Annotated in this window: 18 protein-coding genes and 1 other RNA gene; 12 read left to right on the forward strand and 7 right to left on the reverse strand. The window is 33.6% G+C overall.

The window, feature by feature from the left end; genetic code table 11:
- Positions 1 to 87: 87 nt before the first annotated feature.
- Both IF125_RS02005 and ssrA read right to left on the reverse strand, forming a co-directional pair.
- Positions 88 to 600 (reverse strand): Arm DNA-binding domain-containing protein, encoded by a 513-nt coding sequence (locus IF125_RS02005; protein ID WP_225541337.1) that lies wholly within the window; start codon positions 598 to 600, stop codon positions 88 to 90.
- Between the two features lie 320 nt (positions 601 to 920).
- Positions 921 to 1,318: a transfer-messenger RNA gene (gene ssrA, locus IF125_RS02010) on the reverse strand.
- A 142-nt stretch (positions 1,319 to 1,460) separates the two neighbouring features.
- Between ssrA and IF125_RS02015 the strand changes: the two genes are divergently transcribed.
- Complete coding sequence (locus tag IF125_RS02015) at positions 1,461 to 2,966, forward strand: aldehyde dehydrogenase family protein (RefSeq protein WP_225541338.1); 1,506 nt, start codon at positions 1,461 to 1,463, stop codon at positions 2,964 to 2,966.
- Positions 2,967 to 2,999: 33 nt separating this feature from the next.
- Entirely contained in the window at positions 3,000 to 3,371 is a 372-nt protein-coding gene (locus IF125_RS02020) for a DUF779 domain-containing protein (RefSeq protein ID WP_225541339.1), read from the forward strand.
- A gap of 54 nt (positions 3,372 to 3,425) precedes the next feature.
- Here IF125_RS02020 and gltX read toward each other — a convergent pair whose 3' ends face one another.
- The gene (gltX, locus tag IF125_RS02025; protein ID WP_225541340.1) at positions 3,426 to 4,934 is read right to left on the reverse strand and encodes a glutamate--tRNA ligase; all 1,509 of its coding nucleotides are present in this window, start codon (positions 4,932 to 4,934) and stop codon (positions 3,426 to 3,428) included.
- 118 nt (positions 4,935 to 5,052) lie between these two features.
- Between gltX and IF125_RS02030 the strand changes: the two genes are divergently transcribed.
- From IF125_RS02030 to IF125_RS02045, 4 genes are all read left to right on the forward strand, one after another.
- Positions 5,053 to 5,922 (forward strand): MBL fold metallo-hydrolase, encoded by an 870-nt coding sequence (locus IF125_RS02030; protein ID WP_225541341.1) that lies wholly within the window; start codon positions 5,053 to 5,055, stop codon positions 5,920 to 5,922.
- Positions 5,923 to 6,004: 82 nt separating this feature from the next.
- Positions 6,005 to 7,669 (forward strand): regulatory iron-sulfur-containing complex subunit RicT, encoded by a 1,665-nt coding sequence (gene ricT / locus IF125_RS02035; protein ID WP_225541342.1) that lies wholly within the window; start codon positions 6,005 to 6,007, stop codon positions 7,667 to 7,669.
- On the forward strand, positions 7,653 to 8,114 hold the full coding sequence (locus IF125_RS02040; protein WP_225541343.1) for a gliding motility lipoprotein GldH: 462 nt from the start codon (positions 7,653 to 7,655) through the stop codon (positions 8,112 to 8,114). Before ricT ends, IF125_RS02040 begins: the two co-directional genes overlap by 17 nt.
- Before the next feature lie 6 nt (positions 8,115 to 8,120).
- The gene (locus IF125_RS02045) at positions 8,121 to 10,457 is read left to right on the forward strand and encodes a transglycosylase domain-containing protein (RefSeq protein ID WP_225541344.1); all 2,337 of its coding nucleotides are present in this window, start codon (positions 8,121 to 8,123) and stop codon (positions 10,455 to 10,457) included.
- Between the two features lie 50 nt (positions 10,458 to 10,507).
- On the opposite strand, the gene IF125_RS02050 is transcribed toward IF125_RS02045, so the two are convergent.
- The gene (locus IF125_RS02050) at positions 10,508 to 10,729 is read right to left on the reverse strand and encodes a hypothetical protein (RefSeq protein ID WP_171623576.1); all 222 of its coding nucleotides are present in this window, start codon (positions 10,727 to 10,729) and stop codon (positions 10,508 to 10,510) included.
- 87 nt (positions 10,730 to 10,816) lie between these two features.
- Here IF125_RS02050 and metG point away from each other — a divergent pair, with 87 nt between their 5' ends.
- Entirely contained in the window at positions 10,817 to 12,853 is a 2,037-nt protein-coding gene (gene metG, locus IF125_RS02055; RefSeq protein ID WP_225541345.1) for a methionine--tRNA ligase, read from the forward strand.
- A gap of 75 nt (positions 12,854 to 12,928) precedes the next feature.
- Here metG and IF125_RS02060 read toward each other — a convergent pair whose 3' ends face one another.
- From IF125_RS02060 to IF125_RS02070, 3 genes are read right to left on the reverse strand one after another with little or no spacing between them, the layout of a single operon-like run.
- Entirely contained in the window at positions 12,929 to 13,228 is a 300-nt protein-coding gene (locus IF125_RS02060) for a hypothetical protein (protein WP_225541346.1), read from the reverse strand.
- A 2-nt stretch (positions 13,229 to 13,230) separates the two neighbouring features.
- Positions 13,231 to 13,671 carry a hypothetical protein gene (locus tag IF125_RS02065; protein WP_171623573.1) on the reverse strand — a complete coding sequence of 147 codons (441 nt, stop codon included), beginning with the start codon at positions 13,669 to 13,671 and terminating at the stop codon, positions 13,231 to 13,233.
- A gap of 1 nt (position 13,672) precedes the next feature.
- Positions 13,673 to 14,674, reverse strand: a complete 1,002-nt coding sequence (locus IF125_RS02070; protein ID WP_171623572.1) for an NAD(P)H-dependent glycerol-3-phosphate dehydrogenase — start codon at positions 14,672 to 14,674, stop codon at positions 13,673 to 13,675.
- A 96-nt stretch (positions 14,675 to 14,770) separates the two neighbouring features.
- On the opposite strand from IF125_RS02070, the gene IF125_RS02075 reads away from it, so the two are divergent.
- The 5 genes from IF125_RS02075 to IF125_RS02095 all read left to right on the forward strand — a co-directional run bounded on the left by IF125_RS02075 (position 14,771) and on the right by IF125_RS02095 (position 20,259).
- Positions 14,771 to 16,189 carry a lipopolysaccharide biosynthesis protein gene (locus tag IF125_RS02075; RefSeq protein WP_225541347.1) on the forward strand — a complete coding sequence of 473 codons (1,419 nt, stop codon included), beginning with the start codon at positions 14,771 to 14,773 and terminating at the stop codon, positions 16,187 to 16,189.
- Between the two features lie 2 nt (positions 16,190 to 16,191).
- Complete coding sequence (dut, locus tag IF125_RS02080; RefSeq protein WP_171623570.1) at positions 16,192 to 16,626, forward strand: dUTP diphosphatase; 435 nt, start codon at positions 16,192 to 16,194, stop codon at positions 16,624 to 16,626.
- A 145-nt stretch (positions 16,627 to 16,771) separates the two neighbouring features.
- Entirely contained in the window at positions 16,772 to 17,794 is a 1,023-nt protein-coding gene (locus IF125_RS02085; RefSeq protein WP_225541348.1) for a sugar phosphate nucleotidyltransferase, read from the forward strand.
- Positions 17,795 to 17,800: 6 nt separating this feature from the next.
- Positions 17,801 to 18,592, forward strand: coding sequence for a DUF4292 domain-containing protein (locus IF125_RS02090; protein ID WP_225541349.1), 792 nt, complete (start codon positions 17,801 to 17,803; stop codon positions 18,590 to 18,592).
- Complete coding sequence (locus tag IF125_RS02095; protein WP_225541350.1) at positions 18,592 to 20,259, forward strand: murein hydrolase activator EnvC family protein; 1,668 nt, start codon at positions 18,592 to 18,594, stop codon at positions 20,257 to 20,259. The genes IF125_RS02090 and IF125_RS02095 overlap by 1 nt, the downstream gene beginning before the upstream one ends.
- Positions 20,260 to 20,266: the final 7 nt, after the last annotated feature.

Raw genomic sequence — 20,266 nt, forward strand, 5'->3', positions numbered from 1 at the left:
GCAAAAAGAAGGCAGTTGTATTTTCAAGAAAAAATAATAAATTTATAAACCAAACACTCTCTTAATTTTTAGAAAGAGGTGTCCAAATCATTTTGACAACGTACATGCATGATCAACTTTATCGAGTCTGATATCTTCCACGTTATACTTATGTAATAAGAAATCCTTTAGATGTTTTAATGTAGTATCATACCGAACAATAGTTCCTGGAGCAAATTCTTTGTTTTCGAGTTTCTTAATTTGCTTGTTATGGTGTTCGAATATTGGAATAAGCATTCGGACTACTTCCTTTTTCTTATTGGTTAAGAAATTTTTAATATCCTCCAATGTGAGATGTTCATCTCTTAAACTGTATTCGATTTCGAGGTTAACAATCTTCATTTTTAATACATCAAGGTAACCATTAATTGAACTGGCTTCTTGCGAACTTCCTTTGATTTTGGCATTTTTTGCATCCCAAGTCTTAGGATCTATATATTTTTTGGAACTAAATTCCCATCGATTCCCATTGATTGTAATTCTTACATACAATGGAATTAAGCCTAGTTTATTAGCTTTCGTGCTTCTTGTATAGATGTGAAGCTTTAAATCTTGTTTCATTTGATCAATTTTTAATGGTTAGAAAAAAATTAATTAGTTATTGATTAAGAATCAAGATGTTCGATAAATGGACATGTTCGTGGTTAGGTTATAAAAAAGGCTCTCCACATGCCCAAAAATAATGTTAAAGAATTCGTCTGTAGACCTGATGTATAAAAGGAATTTCAATTTTAGCGAGACCTTATTTATGAAAGTTTTTTTAGGTCTCGATAAGGTCTCTCCAAATATGTCTATATATGTCCGCAAACGGTATATTATGGACATAAAAAAAGCCCTATTTCTACTGAAATAAGGCTTTTAACCGCTAATTGCTGTTAAAAAAGTGGAGCTGGCGGGATTCGAACCCGCGTCCAAACAAGCAACAAATAAGCTTTCTACATGTTTAGTCTATTCTTAATTTTCGACGAAATCCTGAGAACAAACACTCTGTCATTCGCTTATCATCTAAAATCTCGAAACCTATCCGATGCACTAAGGTTTCTATTCTTACTTTCCCGTGTTCCTTTATCAAACGCCGTAAGTCAAGGCTTTTGAGGAACATTCAGCTTCTATACCTTGTATAGACGTGGCGAATTCTTACTAAAATTCAGAATTATGCAGCTAAAGCGTACTCTTCGTTGCCAGTTAAAAAGTTGAAGTGCCTGATTAAAGTGAGTACACAACCTATCACTACATGCTTACTTACCCATTGGCCCTGCTGTCAAAACCAGTCAGCCCCTTTTTAGTAAATGGTCAATTCAATAATTGACGGATGCCAAATGTACAAATTTTATACCAAATAGAATTAACTTTTTCTAAACATACTTATTCAATATAAATTTTTAAATTAGAACAAGTAAAAAATTTAAAAACACAAAAATATGTCAAATTTAGTAAATCTACCAGCTTTCAAAGCGCACTATGACAATTATATTAATGGAAAATTTACGGCACCAAAATCAGGAAAATATTTTGATGTTGTGACACCATTAACAGGAAAAGTTTTCACACAAGCTGCACATTCATCTGAAGATGATATAAGTTTAGCTGTTGATGCAGCACACGAAGCTTTTAAATCTTGGAGTCAAACTTCTGCAACAGAAAGGAGTTTAATCTTAAATAAAATAGCTGATCGAATGGAGCAACATTTACAAGATATTGCTGCTGTAGAAACATATGATAATGGAAAACCTGTTCGCGAAACATTAAATGCAGATATTCCTTTAGCAATTGATCATTTCAGATATTTTGCTTCTGTAATTCGTGCTGAAGAAGGTTCTTTAAATGAACTTGATAAAGATACAGTTTCGATTATTGTTCATGAACCAATTGGTGTAGTGGCGCAAATTATTCCTTGGAATTTTCCAATCTTAATGGCTGTTTGGAAATTAGCTCCAGCTTTAGCTGCGGGGAATTGTATCGTATTAAAACCAGCCGAATCAACACCTATTTCAATATTATTCTTAATTGAAATCATTGGCGATTTATTGCCTCCAGGTGTTTTGAATATTGTGAATGGTTTTGGAAGTGAGTTAGGTCGTGCATTGGTTACAAATCCGAAAATATCTAAAGCTGCTTTTACGGGTTCTACTGCAACAGGTCGTTTTGTAATGCAGTATGCAACAGAAAATATTATTCCAGTTACATTAGAATTAGGAGGCAAATCGCCTAATGTGTTCTTTGAGTCGGTAATGGATCATGATGATGATTTTCTGGATAAAGCGATTGAGGGAGCTGTATTGTTTGCTTTGAACCAAGGTGAAATTTGTACATGCCCTTCTCGTTTATTAATTCAAGAATCTATTTACGAGAAATTTATTGCTCGAGTTGTAGAACGTGTAAACGCCATTAAAGCAGGAAACCCACTTGATCCAGAAACAATGATTGGTGCTCAAGCGTCACAAATTCAATATGATAAAATTTTAGGTTATATTAAACTTGGTAAAGAAGAAGGTGCAGAAGTATTAACAGGTGGAGATGCGAATCATTTACAAGGAGATATCGAAAACGGATACTATATCAAACCAACTTTGTTAAAAGGTCATAATAAAATGCGTGTTTTCCAAGAAGAAATTTTTGGACCTGTTTTAGCTGTAACTACTTTTAAGGATGAGGCTGAAGCGATTGCAATTGCCAATGATACGATTTATGGATTAGGTGCCGGAGTTTGGACAAGAGATGCACATCAGTTGTACCAAGTTCCAAGAGCAATTCAGGCAGGTCGTGTTTGGGTAAATCAATACCATAGCTATCCTGCAGGTGCTCCATTTGGTGGATATAAATTGTCGGGTATTGGTCGCGAAAATCATAAAATGATGTTAGATCATTATCGTCAAACAAAAAATATGTTAGTTTCTTATAGTAAAAAGAAATTAGGATTCTTTTAATAGAACATGATCAAATCATCTAAAAAAAACAATATGAAAAGAGTGGATGCAACAGAAAAAGCGAAAAATCTTCTTCAAGAATTGAAAGAAAAGTATGGTGATTTGATGCTTTATCAAGCTGGTGGTTGTTGTGAAGGAACACAGCCGCAATGTTTTAGAAAAGGCGAATATTATCTTCGTTATAAAGATGTTTGTATTGGAGAGATTGACAATGTCGAATTTTGGGTGGATAAAGATTTATTTGAATATTGGAAATATGCTCATTTCGAATTAGATGTAATTGAAGCAATTGGAGCAGGAGGATTTTCGTTAGAAGTTCCGCTTGGAAAAACATTCAAAGTTAATTATACGCTTTTTACGCAAGATGAACTTGGTCGGTTAGAAGATGTCAAAACCAATTTATAATAGAAAAAGCCATTTGCAATGCAAATGGCTTTTGTATTTATGATAGAAATAATATTATCCTAAAACTTCAATTGCCTTGTTGATACGTGCAATAGTTTCATCTTTTCCTAAAATTGACATAATTACAGGAACATCAGGTCCTTGTAACGCACCAACTAAACTAAGACGTAAAGGCATTCCAATTTTACCAAACCCAATTTCTTGAGTTGTAACAAAATTAGCCATCGCATCGTGTAGTGTTTCAGCATCAAATTCAGACGAATTTAAAACTTCAATAAATTTATTCAAAATCTCTTTCGAATCTTCTTTCCACGCTTTTTTAGACGCTTTTTCTTCGTATGATGTAGGAGCTATATAAAAGAATTGTCCTTGATCGAAAATATCTTTTACAAAATTTGCTCTTTCTTTTAATAATTCTACAACTTTTGCATCCAGAGAAGCGTCTGCTTCAATTCCATTTTCTTTCAAAACTTCCTCAAAAGATGGTAATAATTCTTCAACAGATTTTAGTTGTAAATATTGATGATTGAACCAAGTTGCTTTTTCTGGAGAAAAACGAGCGCCTGATTTCGAAACTTTTTCTAATGAAAACAATTGAATTAATTCATCCATCGTAAAAATCTCTTGATCTGTTCCAGAATTCCAACCTAATAAGGCTAACATATTCAATACCGCATCTGGAAAATAGCCTTCTTGTTTATATCCTTTTGCAATTCCCTCTTCAGTTTTCCATTCCATTGGAAATACAGGGAATCCGTGTTTGTCTCCATCACGTTTACTCAATTTTCCTTTTCCTTCTGGTTTTAAGATTAATGGTAAATGAGCAAAGCGAGGTGCTTCCCAACCAAAACCATCATATAATAATTCGTGCAACGCCATAGATGGTAACCACTCTTCACCACGAATCACATGTGTAATTCCCATCAAATGGTCATCTACAATATTTGCTAAATGATAGGTTGGCATTCCGTCTGATTTGAACAATACTTTATCGTCTAATGTAGAGGCATCAATCGAGATTTTTCCACGAATCATATCATCCAATAGAACTGTACGCGAATCATCAATTTTGAAACGAACAACATAAGGTGTTTCATTTTCAATTAATTCTGTTGTCTCAGCTTCTGTCAACGACAACGAGTTTTTTAAGTTTCCTCTTGTTGACCAATTATAGATAAAAGTTTCTTTATTTTCTTCTGCTTTTGCACGAGCTGCATCTAATTCTTCAGCTGTATCAAATGCATAATACGCTTTTCCATTCGTTAACAATTCGTCTACATATTTTTTGTAGATTTCTTTGCGTTCTGATTGACGATAAGGTCCTAAATCTCCTCCAAAACCAACGCCCTCATCTGGTGTTAGACCTAACCATTTCAGCGAATCAATAATATATTGCTCAGCACCTTCTACATAACGTGTTTGGTCTGTGTCCTCAATTCTTAATAAGAATTTCCCATTATTATGTTTTGCGAAAAGATAATTGTATAACGCTGTACGGACTCCTCCGATGTGTAAAGCACCTGTTGGACTTGGCGCAAATCTTACACGAACTTCTTTTGCCATTGTAATCAAAATTTTTGCAAATTTAAGCTGTTCAAAACTATATTGGATATTTATTTCAATAATATTCTATTTTTTTATCTTCGTTAAATCATTGAAACAATTTTAGAAACCACAAATTATGAAATTATATACGATAGAAACAGGAAATTTTAAATTAGACGGAGGTGCCATGTTTGGAATCGTTCCGAAATCTATTTGGAATAAAACAAATCCTGCTGATGACCGCAATTTGATAGATCTTGCCATGCGCTGTTTGTTGATAGAAGATGGCGAACGATTAATCTTAATCGATACCGGAATAGGAAATAAACAAGATGCAAAATTCTTTGGGTTTTATTATTTATGGGGCGATTTTTCATTGGATAATTCTTTAGCGAAACACGGTTTTCATCGTGACGATGTTACGGATGTTTTTTTAACACATTTACATTTTGATCATTGTGGAGGTGCAATTCAGTACAACAAAGAGAAAGATTATCTGGAAGCTTCTTTCAAAAATGCAAAATTTTGGTCGAATGCCAATCATTGGAATTGGGCAGTACATCCAAATCCGAGAGAAAAAGCGTCTTTCTTAAAAGAGAATATAGTACCATTACAAGAAAGTGGACAATTAAATTTTATTGATTTACCACAAAATGGTTCAATATTAGAAAATTCTCCGCTTGGTTTTGATATTCTATTCGTAGATGGTCATACCGAAAAACAAATGTTGCCTATCATCACTTATAAAGGAAAAAAAATAGTGTATATCGCAGATTTAATCCCAACTGTAGGGCATATTCCGTTAATTTATGTGATTGGGTATGATACAAGACCTTTAATAACATTAGAAGAAAAAGATGCTTTTTTGAAAAAAGCAGTTGAAAATGATTATATTTTGTTTTTTGAACACGATCATGTCAATGAATTGGCAACCTTAAAATTAACCGAGAAAGGTATTAGGTTAGATCAAGCTTATTCATTTTCAGAAGTTTTTGATTCGATTTAAATTCGAAAACTTAACCGAAATGATTTCACAAATTCAGAAAAATATTTTCATACCTTTGTGTTGTCATTAAAAAAATAGAAGCATGGGATGTGGATCTTGTGGAACTTCTAATGGCCTTCCGAAAGGATGTAACAATAATGGTGCTTGTGGCACTGATGGTTGTGGAAAATTATCAGTTTTTGATTGGTTATCGAATATGCAACTTCCTAATGGACAAGAAAAGTTCAACTTTGTGGAAGTTCGTTTCAAAAACGATCGAAAGTTTTATTATAAAAACGAAAACAACATATCTCTAAATATTGGCGATGTAATCGCTGTTGAAGGAACACCTGGTCATGATATCGGGGTTGTTACACTTACGGGTGAGCTTGTTAGAATCCAAATGAAAAAGAAGAATCTTTCGTGGACTGCGGAAGATGTCAAAAAGGTTTATCGTAAAGCGAACCAAAAAGATATCGAAACTTGGATAGAGTTTCGTGATAGAGAAAAACAAACAATGGTAGATTCTCGAATTATGGCTAAAAACCTTAATTTGGAAATGAAAATTTGTGATGTTGAGTACCAAGGAGATGGAGCGAAAGTGACATTTTATTATACAGCAGAAGGACGTGTCGATTTTCGTCAATTAATCAAAGATTACGCTGGTAAATTTGGCGTAAGAATAGAGATGAAACAAATTGGTTACCGTCAAGAAGCTGCAAAAGTAGGAGGAATCGGTTCTTGTGGACGCGAGTTATGTTGTTCGACTTGGTTAACAGATTTCCGTTCTGTTAGTACAGCTGCAGCACGTTATCAACAATTATCAATCAATTCTCAGAAATTAGCTGGACAGTGTGGGAAACTAAAATGTTGTTTAAATTTTGAATTAGATTCATATTTAGATGCATTGAATCATTTTCCATCAATGGAAAGTCGATTCGAAACTGAAAAAGGTTGGGCACATTGTGTGAAAGTAGATGTTTTCAAGAAAGAAATGTGGTTTGCTTATGACAAAGGTGGAATTATTTGGTATAAATTTTCTGTAGATGATATTCAAGAATTTTTAGCGATGACAGCTAAAGGTAAAAAAACCGAGCCTTTAGAAGACTTAGCGAAAAATGTAGAAGAATCAAAACCAGATTTTTCTGATGTTATTGGAGAAGATTCATTAGAACGTTTTGAACGCAAAGAAAAACAGAACAAAAAACGTAAACGAATTAATAAGAACAATCAACATTCTGGAAACGAAAAAGTTGCTGCTAATGCGAATAATCTAAAATCTCAGAAGGCAAAACAAAAACAGCCTAATGAAGCAAAAGATAAAACGAATCGTCCTGAAAATAAACAAGGTAAGAATCCAAATCAGTCGAAAAAGAATAATCAAACAAGACCGAATAAAAATTCGAACCCTAATCCGAATCAGCAATCAAATCAGCCAAAAGAGAAGCGTAAGCCAACTCAGGCGAATGAGCAACAAGCTCAACCTAATACTGATCAACAAAAACCGCAAGGAAATAATCGAAATCGCAATCAACAAAAGCGAAAACCGAATAATCCGAGCAATAATAGCCAAGAAAACAATCAGGCTAATCAGTTAACTCAACAACCTAAAAAACAGCCTCAGCAAAATAACCAAAATACTGAGCAAAATCCGAAAACGAAGGAGGAGAATTCAACAAATAATTCTCAACCTAATCCAAATAAATCGAAAAATCGAAATAAAAAAAGATTTAATCGTGGACCAAAACCAGATGATACGCAACAGTAGTTTGCTTTTTATTTTAGTCTTTTTGTTGTTTAGCTGCGAAGCAAAACATTATTATCAAGACACAAAAAATGTGAAAGATGAATGGAAAAGTGATCAACCTCAAATATTTACATTTGAGGTGAATGATCCAAAACCATCAGCTGTTAACATTGGATTTGTCTTAAGAAATAATACGTCGTATGAATATAGTAACTTATATTTGTTCACGAAATTCATCGATCCAAAAGGCAACGAAATGATTGATACTTTGCAGTATTACATTGCAAATCCTGATGGTAGTTGGATTGGAAAAGGAATGACAACAAAAGAAATGATGTTGGTTTACCGCGAAAATTTACCAATAAAAGACTCTGGTCGCTATCAACTAAAAGTTTGGCAAGGTATGCGAACAAAGAATTTGAAAGGAATCGAAGACATTAGTTTGATTGTTGATAAAGCTGAATAAAACAGAATGGAAAACAATAAAAATTCTAAAACAAGCAAAACTTCTAAAGCAAAAAAGAAGTTCAATAGCTTTTCATTTGCTAAAAAAATAATTGTAACCATTTGGGTACTATTTTTTGGCGCAATAATAGGAGTTTTCGGCATATTTTGGGCAACCTCTAACGGATGGTTAGGTGAAATTCCAAATGTTCGTGATTTAGAAAATCCTGATATTTATGTTTCGTCAGAAATTATTTCATCTGATGGCGTTTTATTAGATCGTTTCGAAGCAGAACGAAGAACTCCGATTGATTACAAAGACTTACCACCACATTTGGTAGATGCTTTATTAGCAAAAGAGGATATTCGTTTCTTTGATCACTCTGGCGTAGACGTTAAAGCCGCTGCGCGTGCAATCACATCGGGTGGTGATTCGGGTGGTGGATCTACGATTACACAACAGTTGGCAAAGCAATTGTACACAAAAGATCCTTCTTCTAACAAAGTAAAACGTGTTATACAAAAGTTAAAAGAATGGGTGACTTCTGTACAATTAGAGAAGTTATATACGAAAGAAGAAATTATTGCCATGTACTTTAATAAATTCGATTTTATTTATGGTGCAAAAGGAATTGAATCTGCTTCTAAGGTATATTTTAATAAAACAACAAAAGAATTAAACTTAGACGAAGCCGCAACTTTAGTTTCGATGTTTCAAAATCCAGTTGCTTATAATCCTGTAAAATATCCAGAAGTTTCGAAAGAAAAGAGAAATCTTGTATTGGATCAAATGATGAAATACAATAAAATTTCTCAAGCTGAAGGTGAAGCTGCAAAATCAGCTCCTTTAGTTACAGATAAGCAAGATATTATGAAACAAGATGAATCGCATTCAGCTTATTTCAAATCAGCTTTAAGAAAAGAGATTAAAGAATGGATGGTTGAATATGAGAAAGAAACAGGGAAATCATATAACCTTGAAAAAGATGGTCTTAAAATTTATGTCACATTAGATTCGAGAATGCAAGCTTTAGCTGAAGCTGCTGTTAAAAAACATTTGAAAGTTTTGCAAGATCAATTTTTTGGAGAACAAAGAGGACGAAGTTTAGCACCATTTTATAATATTTCTGCAGATAAACGATTAAGAATTTTCAAGCAATCTATGCAACGTACAGATTTGTATAAGAAAATGAAAGCAGAAGGGAAGTCGGAAGCAGAAATAGAAACCGTTTTCACAACGCCCCGAGATTCTGTTAAGTTCTTTACATGGAACGGAATTCAATATAAAAAAGGAAAAACTTTAATGGATTCTATCGAATATCATAAACATATTTTACAAGCAGGTTTGATGTCGATGGATCCAAAAGACGGAACAATCAAAGCTTGGGTTGGTGGTATAGATTGGGATTATTTCAAATTTGACCACGTAAAACAAGCGCGTCGTCAAGTAGGTTCTACGTTCAAACCATTTGTTTATGCAACAGCGATTAATCAATTGGGATTAACGCCTTGTCATACCGTTTCGAACGAAAGAATCCCAGGGAATTGGTCTCCTCGTAATGCAAACGGTCGCTATGGAGGTTCTCAAGATTTGAGAACGGCATTGGCTTATTCTACAAATATTGTTGCAGCTCGTTTGATTATGCAAACAGGTACAGAACCTGTGATTCAAATGACACGAGATTTAGGAGTTGAATCGCCAATCGTTAATGATCCTACTATTGCATTAGGTTCTGCCGACTTGTCTTTATACGAAATGGTTGGTGCGATGAGTGCTTTTGCAAATGGTGGAATTTATATTAAACCACAATTAATCTTAAGAATAGAAGATAAACAAGGAAAAGTAATCAAAGATTATACGCCTCAAACCAGAGAAGTAGTCAATGAAAATGTAGCTTACACGATGATTGATTTGATGAAAGGTGTTGTAGACAGAGGTTCAGGTGCTCGTTTGAGAAACCGTTATGGATTAACTGCTGAGATTGCTGGTAAAACAGGAACAACAAACGAAAACTCGGATGGTTGGTTTATGGGATTAACGCCTAATTTAGTAACTGGAGTTTGGGTCGGAGCAGAAGATCGATTTGCACATTTCGCAAGTACAGCAATAGGGCAAGGAGCGAATACAGCTTTACCTATTTGGGCGTACTATATGCAAGGAGTGTACAAACAAGGAGGGAAGTTTGGTGTTACTGCTGGAGATAAATTTGATAAACCAAAGGATATCGAAAAACATTGGGATTGTTCAAATACCTATGGATTCCATCAGTATGATCAAAGTTATGACCCAGGACCTATAATTGAAGGAAGTGGAAGCGAAAGCGTAGGAGAGAACTACGAAATTCCTGAAGAAGAAATAGAATAACAATTCATATTACAAAAATAGCCACTCAATTTGAGAGGCTATTTTGATTTTTATTCATCTTTATTTTCGTTTTCATTATCAAACTGATTGTTGTAAGCATCACGTTCTTGCGCTAATTTTTTTTCGCGTTGTTTCTTCATAAAATCTCTAATCGTCATATAAGTTAATAACACAACAAGAGCGGCAACTAAAAAATAATTGGCATAGGTAAATATAGTGGTAATCGTATCTGCGACTACATCTTCTGGCGTTGTGTCAACTTGCTCTTCCATAAAATTGTTTTACCTTATAAATTTAGAAAAAGGTTTTAACAAAACAAACAACAAATCGTATCTTTGTAGCTTATAGATTATAAGCAGATGAGTCATCCAAAAAGATATACAATTACAGCAGCGTTACCATACGCTAATGGTCCATTGCACATAGGTCATATGGCAGGTGTGTATGTTCCTTCTGATATTTATGCACGCTTTTTAAGACGTAAAGGAAAAGATGTAGCATTTATTGGAGGATCTGATGAACACGGTATTCCAATTACAATTCGTGCCAAAAAAGAAGGTGTTACGCCACAAGATATTGTTGATCGATACCACGAAAACATCAAAAGTACATTAGAAAATTTTGGTGTAACATTCGATATTTATTCTCGTACAACTTCAGCTAAACACAGAGAAGTTTCGCAAGATTTTTTCAAAACATTGTACAATAACAATAAGTTTACGGAAGAAATTACAGAGCAATTTTACGACGAAGAAGCACACGAATTTTTAGCAGATCGATACATTCGAGGAGAATGTCCAAAATGTCAAAATCCTGATGCCTATGGTGATCAATGCGAGAAATGTGGTTCAACATTAAGTCCAGAAGAGTTAATTAATCCACGTTCTGCATTATCGGGAAATACACCCATCAAAAAAGAAACAAAAAACTGGTATCTACCATTAGATCAATACCAAGATTTCTTATCAAAATGGATTTTAGAAGGTCACAAAAATGATTGGAAATCGAGTGTTTATGGTCAAGTTAAATCATGGTTAGATGATGGTTTAAAACCTCGTGCTATGACGCGTGATTTGAATTGGGGAGTTCCAGTTCCTGTAGAAGGTGCAGAAGGAAAAGTAATGTATGTTTGGTTTGATGCGCCAATTGGTTATATTTCTTTTACGCAAGAATGGGCGGAGCAAAACGGTAAGAATTGGAAAGATTATTGGCAAAATGAAGAAACGAAATTAGTTCATTTCATCGGAAAAGATAATATTGTTTTCCACTGTATTATTTTCCCAACTATGATGAAAGCGCATGGTGATTACATTATGCCAGACAATGTCCCTGCAAACGAATTTTTAAATTTAGAAGATGACAAAATTTCAACATCTCGTAATTGGGCTGTTTGGGCGCACGAATATTTAGAAGATTTCCCTGGTCAACAAGATACATTGCGTTATGTGCTGACGGCGAATATGCCAGAAAACAAGGATAATAACTTTACTTGGAAAGATTTTCAAACAAAAAATAATTCTGAATTAGTTGGAATTTTAGGAAACTTTATCAACCGTGTAATGGTTTTATCGCACAAATATTACGAGGGAATTGTTCCTTCAAAAACAATCGAATTTGAAGAATTAACAGAAATCAAATATTTTGCAAAACGTATCGGAGATCATTTAGAAAAATATGAATTTCGCGCAGCGCTAACAGAATATATGAATTTAGCTCGTCTTGGAAATCAATTTTTACAAGCACAAGAACCTTGGAAAAAAGGAGATGATGCAGAAACTGTAAAAGGTATTATGTATGCTGCAACGCAAATTTCTGCTGCATTAGCTCAGTTAGGTGAACCTTTTATTCCATTTGCATCGGAAAAAATGTTAGCGATGATGAACTTAGAGAAAATGTCATGGAACGAATTAGAATCGACGGATGAATATGTTCAAGCAGGTCATCAATTAGGGAAATCGGAATTAATTTTTGCGAAAATTGAAGACGAAGCCATCGAAGCACAAATCAATAAATTAAACGAAAGTAAAGTTAAAAATAACATGACAAACCCAAACACAGAACCTCAAAAAGAATTGATTTCTTTTGATGATTTTCAAAAAATGGATATCCGTATAGGAACTATTTTAGAAGCGAAAAAAGTGGAGAAAGCGGATAAATTATTCGAACTAAAAGTAGATACTGGAATGGATGTTCGTACAATTGTTTCTGGTATTGCAGAACATTTTACGTTAGAAGAAATCGTTGGGAAACAAGCAATGGTTTTAGCAAATTTAGCACCTCGTAAAATTCGTGGAATCGAATCGAACGGAATGTTATTATTTGCGGATAAAGCAGACGGAAAATTAACGTTTGTGAATCCAGAAGAAGAAACGCCAAATGGTGTGCAAGTTGGATAAACTTAGATTTTAGCTATAAGTATTGAGATATTAGAAAGCCACTTCATCGAAGTGGCTTTTATTTTGACAATTATCTTATCCTTCTTTCTTCCATTCTTTAATTGAAGAATTGTAAACGTTTGATTCTCCAATACTCAATCCATACCAAATAATATAGACCGAATCGTTTTCTTTTTGATAAAAAACAGGGCTATCCATTTCTTCTGACAATCCAAGTTCTCTAACATTCTCTGGAATTCTATTATTTACTTTTCGAAAATTTTCAACCTTTTCTAATAATTCCTTAGCAAATTTTTCTTTCTTACTTTTGAAACTACAACTATAAAATCCTATTAAAAAAGATAATAAAACAAAAAAAGTTATTCTAATCTTCATCCCTAAACATTCTCAGGAAAAGTAAACGAATCGCGTGCATTCATTTTTTCTTCCACAATTTTGCGTTCTTGTGCAATCAATTTATCTTCTTCTGTTGGAAATTGAAAAATTCCAGAATGTGTACTTTCAATCCGTTTTAAAACCTGATAAGCAGCCAAAGCTTTTTCCGAATTATTTTGATTGATATACACTCGGATTGCTTTCATAAAAGACAAGATATTTTTCTTTTTCAATTCATCTGCTAACAAAAACTGATCGCGTTCTTCGTTGATTTCTAACAATGTTGATAAATTGTTGTCATCAATTTTGTAGTACGATTGTAACATTTGATTGAAAATAATCAAGAAACCATCGTCAGAATTGCCTATCTCCATAGAAATAATTCGCGCCAATGTTTTGTTTAATTCTTGAATATATTTTGAAATAAAATCTTGTTTAATCATCTTAATCTAATTTTTTAGACAGCTTTTCGATTGTTTTCGAAGCATTTTTACCTTCATATAAAATCTTATGAACCGCGTTGATAATTGGTGCTTTTATCTGATATTGTTCATTCATTATCGCCACACCTTTTGTTGCGTAATAACCTTCAGCAACCATATTCATTTCCAAAATAGCAGATTTTACGGTATAGCCTTTTCCAATCATATTTCCGAACATTCGGTTTCGCGAGAAGAATGAATAACCTGTAACCAACAAATCGCCTAAATAAGCAGAATCGTTAATTTTACGTTTTACAGGACTTACTGTTTTTAGAATATGATTCATTTCTCGGATTGCATTACTCATCAAAACTGCTTGAAAATTATCGCCATAGCCCAAACCATGTGCAATACCAGCCGCAATAGCGTAAATGTTTTTTAATACAGCACCAAATTCAGTTCCGTATATATCGTTTGAGAGCTTTGTTTTGATAAAATCACACGCTAAACAATCGGCAACAATTTGTGCTTTTTCTTTTTCTTGTGCTGCAATTGTTAGATAAGAAAGTCGCTCTAATGCTACTTCTTCTGCGTGGCAAGGACCACTTACAATTCCTAATTGTTCTTCTTTTAAGTCGAAGTTTTCAAACAAATATTGTCCGACCAATTGATAATGATCAGGAATAATTCCTTTTATTGATGTTACCACAAATTTATCTGTTAACGGAACAGTTAATTTACTCAAACAATCGGCTACGTAAATAGATGGTACAACAATGAAAATAATATCAGAATTGGCTACAACTTCGTTGATATCTGTTGATATTTTTAGTTTTTCTGATTTAAACTCAACATCAGTCAAATAATTTGGATTGTGTCTATTACGCTCCAAATGGCCTTTTACGTATTCATCTTTTACCCACCAGTTGAAAGTTTCAAGGTTTTTATTCAGCATTTTTGCAATCGCAGTTGCCCAGCTTCCATTCCCTATTAATCCAACTTTACGATTAGATAACTCTATCATAATATATGTATTGAACAGACAAAGTTAATTAATTTGTAGCTTCGGTATTTTGAATTTTACAAAAAGAACATCAATTTTGTATAAATTTTAACGGCCTTGTACAAAAAACTTTTTAGTGAGACCATTATTTATGGTATTGGCTCAATTTTGCCGAGATTAATCATGTTTGCATTGACACCATTTATTATTGGTAAAACTGCAGAAGGAGATTTCTCTATTTTCGGTCAGCTGTATGCTGCTGTCTCATTTCTTAATGTGATTTTGACATTTGGTTTCGAAACAGCATTTTTCAGATATGCTACAGAAGAAAGTTTGTATCAAAAAGTATTGAATACATCTTTTTGGTTTATGACTTTAACTTCATCTGTTATGATGGTGTTGTTGTATGTTTTTTTACAACCTTTGGCAGATTTTGCCAATTACACCGATCATCCCGAATACCTTTTATGGTTTGGTTGGATTGCTTTCTTTGACACCCTTTGTGTTATTCCGTTCGCTGTTCTTCGTTTCAAGAATCGACCAATTTTATACTCCAGCATAAAAGTTTTTCAGAACGTATTTCAAGCGATTTTAACCATCGTTTTATTGTACTACGTATCTTTTGATGTTATGAATGGATTAGGGTTTGATAATACAATTTCATATCCATTTATCTCAAATTTAATTGCAAGTATTCTTGGTTTTATATTGTTGTTTGGTGTGATTCGTCAAGTACAATTTAAGTTTGATAAACCTTTATTCAAAACGATGTTTATATACGCTTATCCCCTTATGATTGCTGGTTTGGGTTATGTTTTGAACGAAAATTTTGATAAATTAGTTCAACGACAATTTATTGATGAAGATGCTGCAGGTTCCTACGCAGCATGTTATAAATTAGCGACTTTGATGACGCTTTTTGTTACAGCCTACCGAATGGGAATTGAACCATTCTTTTTTAAAGTTGCTAAAAAAGAAGATGCAAAACAGATGTATGCCAATATCCTTTTCTTTTTTAGTATTATTTGTAACATTGTAATTCTCGGAATATTAGCAAACATCGATTGGATTAAGCAACTATTCATTATCAAATCATCTTATTGGATTGCGTTGGATATTGTTCCAATTATTTTAATTGCTAATTTATTTTTTGGAATTTATTACAACCTTTCAACATGGTATAAAGTCACAGATAGAACAAATATCGGAACTATAATTTCATTAATTGGAGGTGCAATCACCATTATATTAAACATCCTCTTATTACCAAAATATGGATTTATGGTTTCTGCATGGACGACTTTAATTGCTTATGGTGTAATGATGGTGATTTCGTACATTTGGGGACAGAAAGTTTATCCGATTCCTTACAAAGTCAATAAAATATTACTTTATATGGGAATTGCAATCGCATTAGGTTGGACAAATTATTTTGTGCTTGATTCTAATTTGATTATTGGTAATCTAATTCTAATCGTGTACATTGCATTTATTGCTTTAGCAGAAAGAAATACACTCAAAAAATTAAGAAAATAAAGATGAAAGTAAAAGTTATCAACATCTCAAAACACGCTTTACCAGAATATAAAACAGCTTTATCTGCTGGAATGGATTTAACAGCTAATATTGATGCTCCAATCGAGTTAAAACCTTTAGAAAGAAGACTTATTCCAACAGGTTTGAGTATCGAATTGCCTGCAGGTTATGAAGCGCAAGTTCGACCTCGTAGTGGAATGGCGCTAAAACATGGCTTAACTTGTCTTAATTCTCCTGGTACAATTGATGCAGATTATCGTGGTGAAATTGGGGTTATTTTAGCAAATGTTTCGAATGAAGCTGTAACAATCAACGATGGAGAGCGTATTGCACAATTAGTGATTGCAAAACACGAAACTATTGAATGGGAAGAAACTCAAAACTTAAATGAAACTGAACGCGGAGCTGGTGGTTTCGGTAGTACAGGAAAACAATAAAAATATCATTCTGACTCGTTTCAGAATCGCATTAAAATTAAAAAGAGAAAGTTTGTCATTCTGAGCTTGTCGAAGAATCTAAGATAGAATTAATTTAACTATCAATTATAAACAATCAATCTAACAAAATATTTTTACAAATAAAATGAAAATTATTATCCCAATGGCAGGACGTGGTTCACGTTTGCGCCCTCATACATTAACAACACCAAAACCTTTAATTCCAATTGCAGGTAAACCAATTGTTCATCGCTTAGTAGAAGATATCGCAAAAGTATGTTCAGAAAAAATTGATGAAATTGCATTTGTAATTGGTGATTTTGGCGATGAAGTTGAAGCTGATTTAATTTCGATTGCAGAAAAATTAGGAGCAAAAGGAACAATTTGTCACCAATTAGAACCACTTGGAACAGCGCACTCTATTTGGATGGCGAAAGAAGCTTTAGACGGACCAACAGTAGTTGCATATGCAGATACATTATTCCGTGCAGATTTCAAATTGGATATGGAATCGGATGGCGTAGTTTGGGTAAAACAAGTCGAAAATCCTTCTGCTTTCGGAGTTGTGAAATTAGATGAGCAAAATGTAATCACGGATTTTGTTGAAAAACCAAAAGAATTTGTTTCTGATTTAGCAATTATCGGGATTTATTTTTTCCGTGATGGACAAAAATTATACAAAGAGATTGAATATTTATTAGAGAATGATATTCAGAAAGGAGGTGAATATCAATTGACAGATGCATTAGAAAATATGCGTGCTGCAGGAGATAAATTTACGCTTGGTAAAGTTGACGAATGGATGGATTGTGGTAACAAAGCAGTTACTGTTGATACAAACACACGCGTGTTGAACTTGGATAAAGAAGATTTTAAAGGCGTTTCAGTAACTGCAACAATCGAAAATTCTTTAATCATTGAACCATGTTTTATTGGGGAAAATGTCGTGATTAAAAACTCAAAAATTGGACCTTTTGTATCATTGGGAAATGGAACGGTTATTGAAAACTCGAATATTGACAATAGTTTGATTCAAGAAAATTCAACGATTAGTAATGCTAATTTAACAGATACAATGATCGGAAATAATGCCAAATATTTTGGTGTTTCGCGTAGTATCAGCTTAGGAGATTACTCTGAATTGGATTTCAAGTCACACGAAGCTTAATAAAATATGATCAAGAAATTAACGTATATCTTTTGCTTAGGAATACTTGCAACAGCTTGTAGCACACAGAAATTAGCAAAAGTTGAGAAAGATAATAAGACAGAAGTTGTATCCGCTTCGGCAAAAATTATTCAACAAACATTGTCTAAAAAATCGTCGTTCAAAGACTTGACGATTAAGGCAAAAGTTATAGCAGATTTGGGAGATGCTAACGCTACGATTGCTGTAAAAAATGGACAAAAGATATGGGTTAATGCAACAAAATTTGGTTTTACAGGTGCTCGTTCATTAATTACACCAGACGGTTTCGCTGCTTATGAAAAAATCGGAGGAACGTATTACGAAGGCGATTTTACGATAGCGAATAAATTATTGAAAGTTGATTTTATCGATTATCAAAAATTACAAAATTTGATGTTAGGAAAAGTTTTCGTTGACCTAAATCCGACAGATTACACAGCAAGTTTTGCAAATAATCAATACACAATTACCTATAATAAAAATCAAGCAATTGTAGCTTCTCCAACAGAAGGAGAATATATTCAAACTTATATTTTTGACAATGGTTTTAGATTAATCGAAGCTCATTTGAAAGATCCAAAAAGCAAGATGGAAGTAGATTTGACTTATAACAATTGGGTAAAAGCTGGCGCAGAGGAATTTCCGAAAAATGTTAAAATTATTATAAAAGATAAAAAAACGCGCCAAGTAGAGTTGGAATATAATAGTTTTACGTTTCAGGAAACGAACACACCGTTCTCTATTCCAGATGGGTATAAGAAAAAAGATATAAAATAATGAAGTTTGTTTTATCAACGATACTTTTAACGTTGTCATTATCAGTGTTTGCGCAAGTTCCGTACAATAAAGCGAACTTACAAAAACAGAATGCTCAACTAAAAAAAGAGATTATAAATTTAAACAAACAACTCGAGGTTAATAAGAAAAATTCGAAGTTAAATGTTGAATATGTACAGAATTTGACGAAAAAAATTCAAGTTCAAACTAAATTAGTCAACAATTTATCAAAAGAAAAACGCTTTATCGAGGACGAAATTTATTTAACTCAATTAGAGATTAATAAGCTTTCGCGCGAGTTGGTTGAGCTTAAAAAAGAATACAAACAGGTTTTAGTTCGTGCATACAAGAATAAATCTGTCGAAAATAAATTACTTTTTGTGCTTTCTTCTAAAAGTTTAGGAGAGGCATATCGTCGTATCAAGTATTTAGAGAAATATTCCGCTTTCCAATTGGGACAAGCCAATGAGATTATTGGTAAACAAACGGATATTCAAGCAAAAAAAGCGCAGAAAGAAAAAGCAAAAGACGAGAAAGAAAAAGTACTTTCACAACAAACTTTGTTTAGTCAAAACTTAGAAAAAGAACGATTATCTAAGGAAAAAGCTGTTGAAGAATTCCGTAAAAACGAAGGAGTAATCGCTGCAGAAATTAATGCTAAAGAAGCGCAACAACGTCAAATAGATGCTCAGATTAAAGCCATTATTGAAGAAGAAATTCGTCAAGCGAAAATTAGAGCAGAAAAAGATTTGAAAGATTGGAACGAAGCCAAGCGAGGAAATTCGATTGCATCATACAACGAATATTTGCGAGATAATCCAAAAGGTGATTATGCAAAATCTGCACGTACTGCAATTTTAAGAATTGAAAACGATGCAAAAGCATGGAATATTGCACGTTCTGCACATACAAAACAAGCGTATCAATCTTATCTTAAACATCATCCAACAGGAAGTTTTGTTTCTACGGCTAAAACAGAAGTCGCAAAATTTGAACAATTAGAACGTGAGGCAGAAGAAGAACGTCAACGCATTATTGCACAGCGTAAGGCAGAAGAAGAAGCTCGATTAAAAGCTCAGAAAGAAGAAGATGCCCGTAAGATTGCAGCAGCAAAAGCTGAAGCAGAGCGTAAAGCAAAGATAGAAGCAGAACAAAAAGTAGTAACTAGAGTTCCAGAAAAAGAACGTGTCGTAAAAGTAGATGCTGTAAAACCAGCAGAAACACATGCTGAACGTCCAGATTCGGAAGGAATTTCAGGAGAATTTTCATCAAACAAGGGGCGTTTACCTTGGCCTGTTGATAGAGGAACTGTCGTAAGTCGATTTGGTTCAAATTCGCATCCTATTTTATCTAATATTACAACCCAGAATAGTGGAGTTGATATTTCAACTTATCGTGGAGCACAAGCACGTGCTGTCTACGAAGGAGTTGTACAAGCTGTCATGGCTGTTTCTGGAAATGGTAAATCTGTCTTAGTAAGACATGGTTCTTATTATTCAGTTTATACAAACTTATCAAGTGTAAGTGTTTCTAAAGGAGATGATGTAAAACGTGGTCAATCTTTAGGAATCATCTACACAAGTGGAGACGGAGAAACTATAATGAATTTCCAAGTTTGGAGTGGAACAACAAAACAAAATCCTGCACTTTGGGTAGCAGGAATGTAAGAAATAA

Source organism: Empedobacter stercoris (assembly GCF_020281205.1).
GTDB lineage: Bacteria > Bacteroidota > Bacteroidia > Flavobacteriales > Weeksellaceae > Empedobacter > Empedobacter stercoris.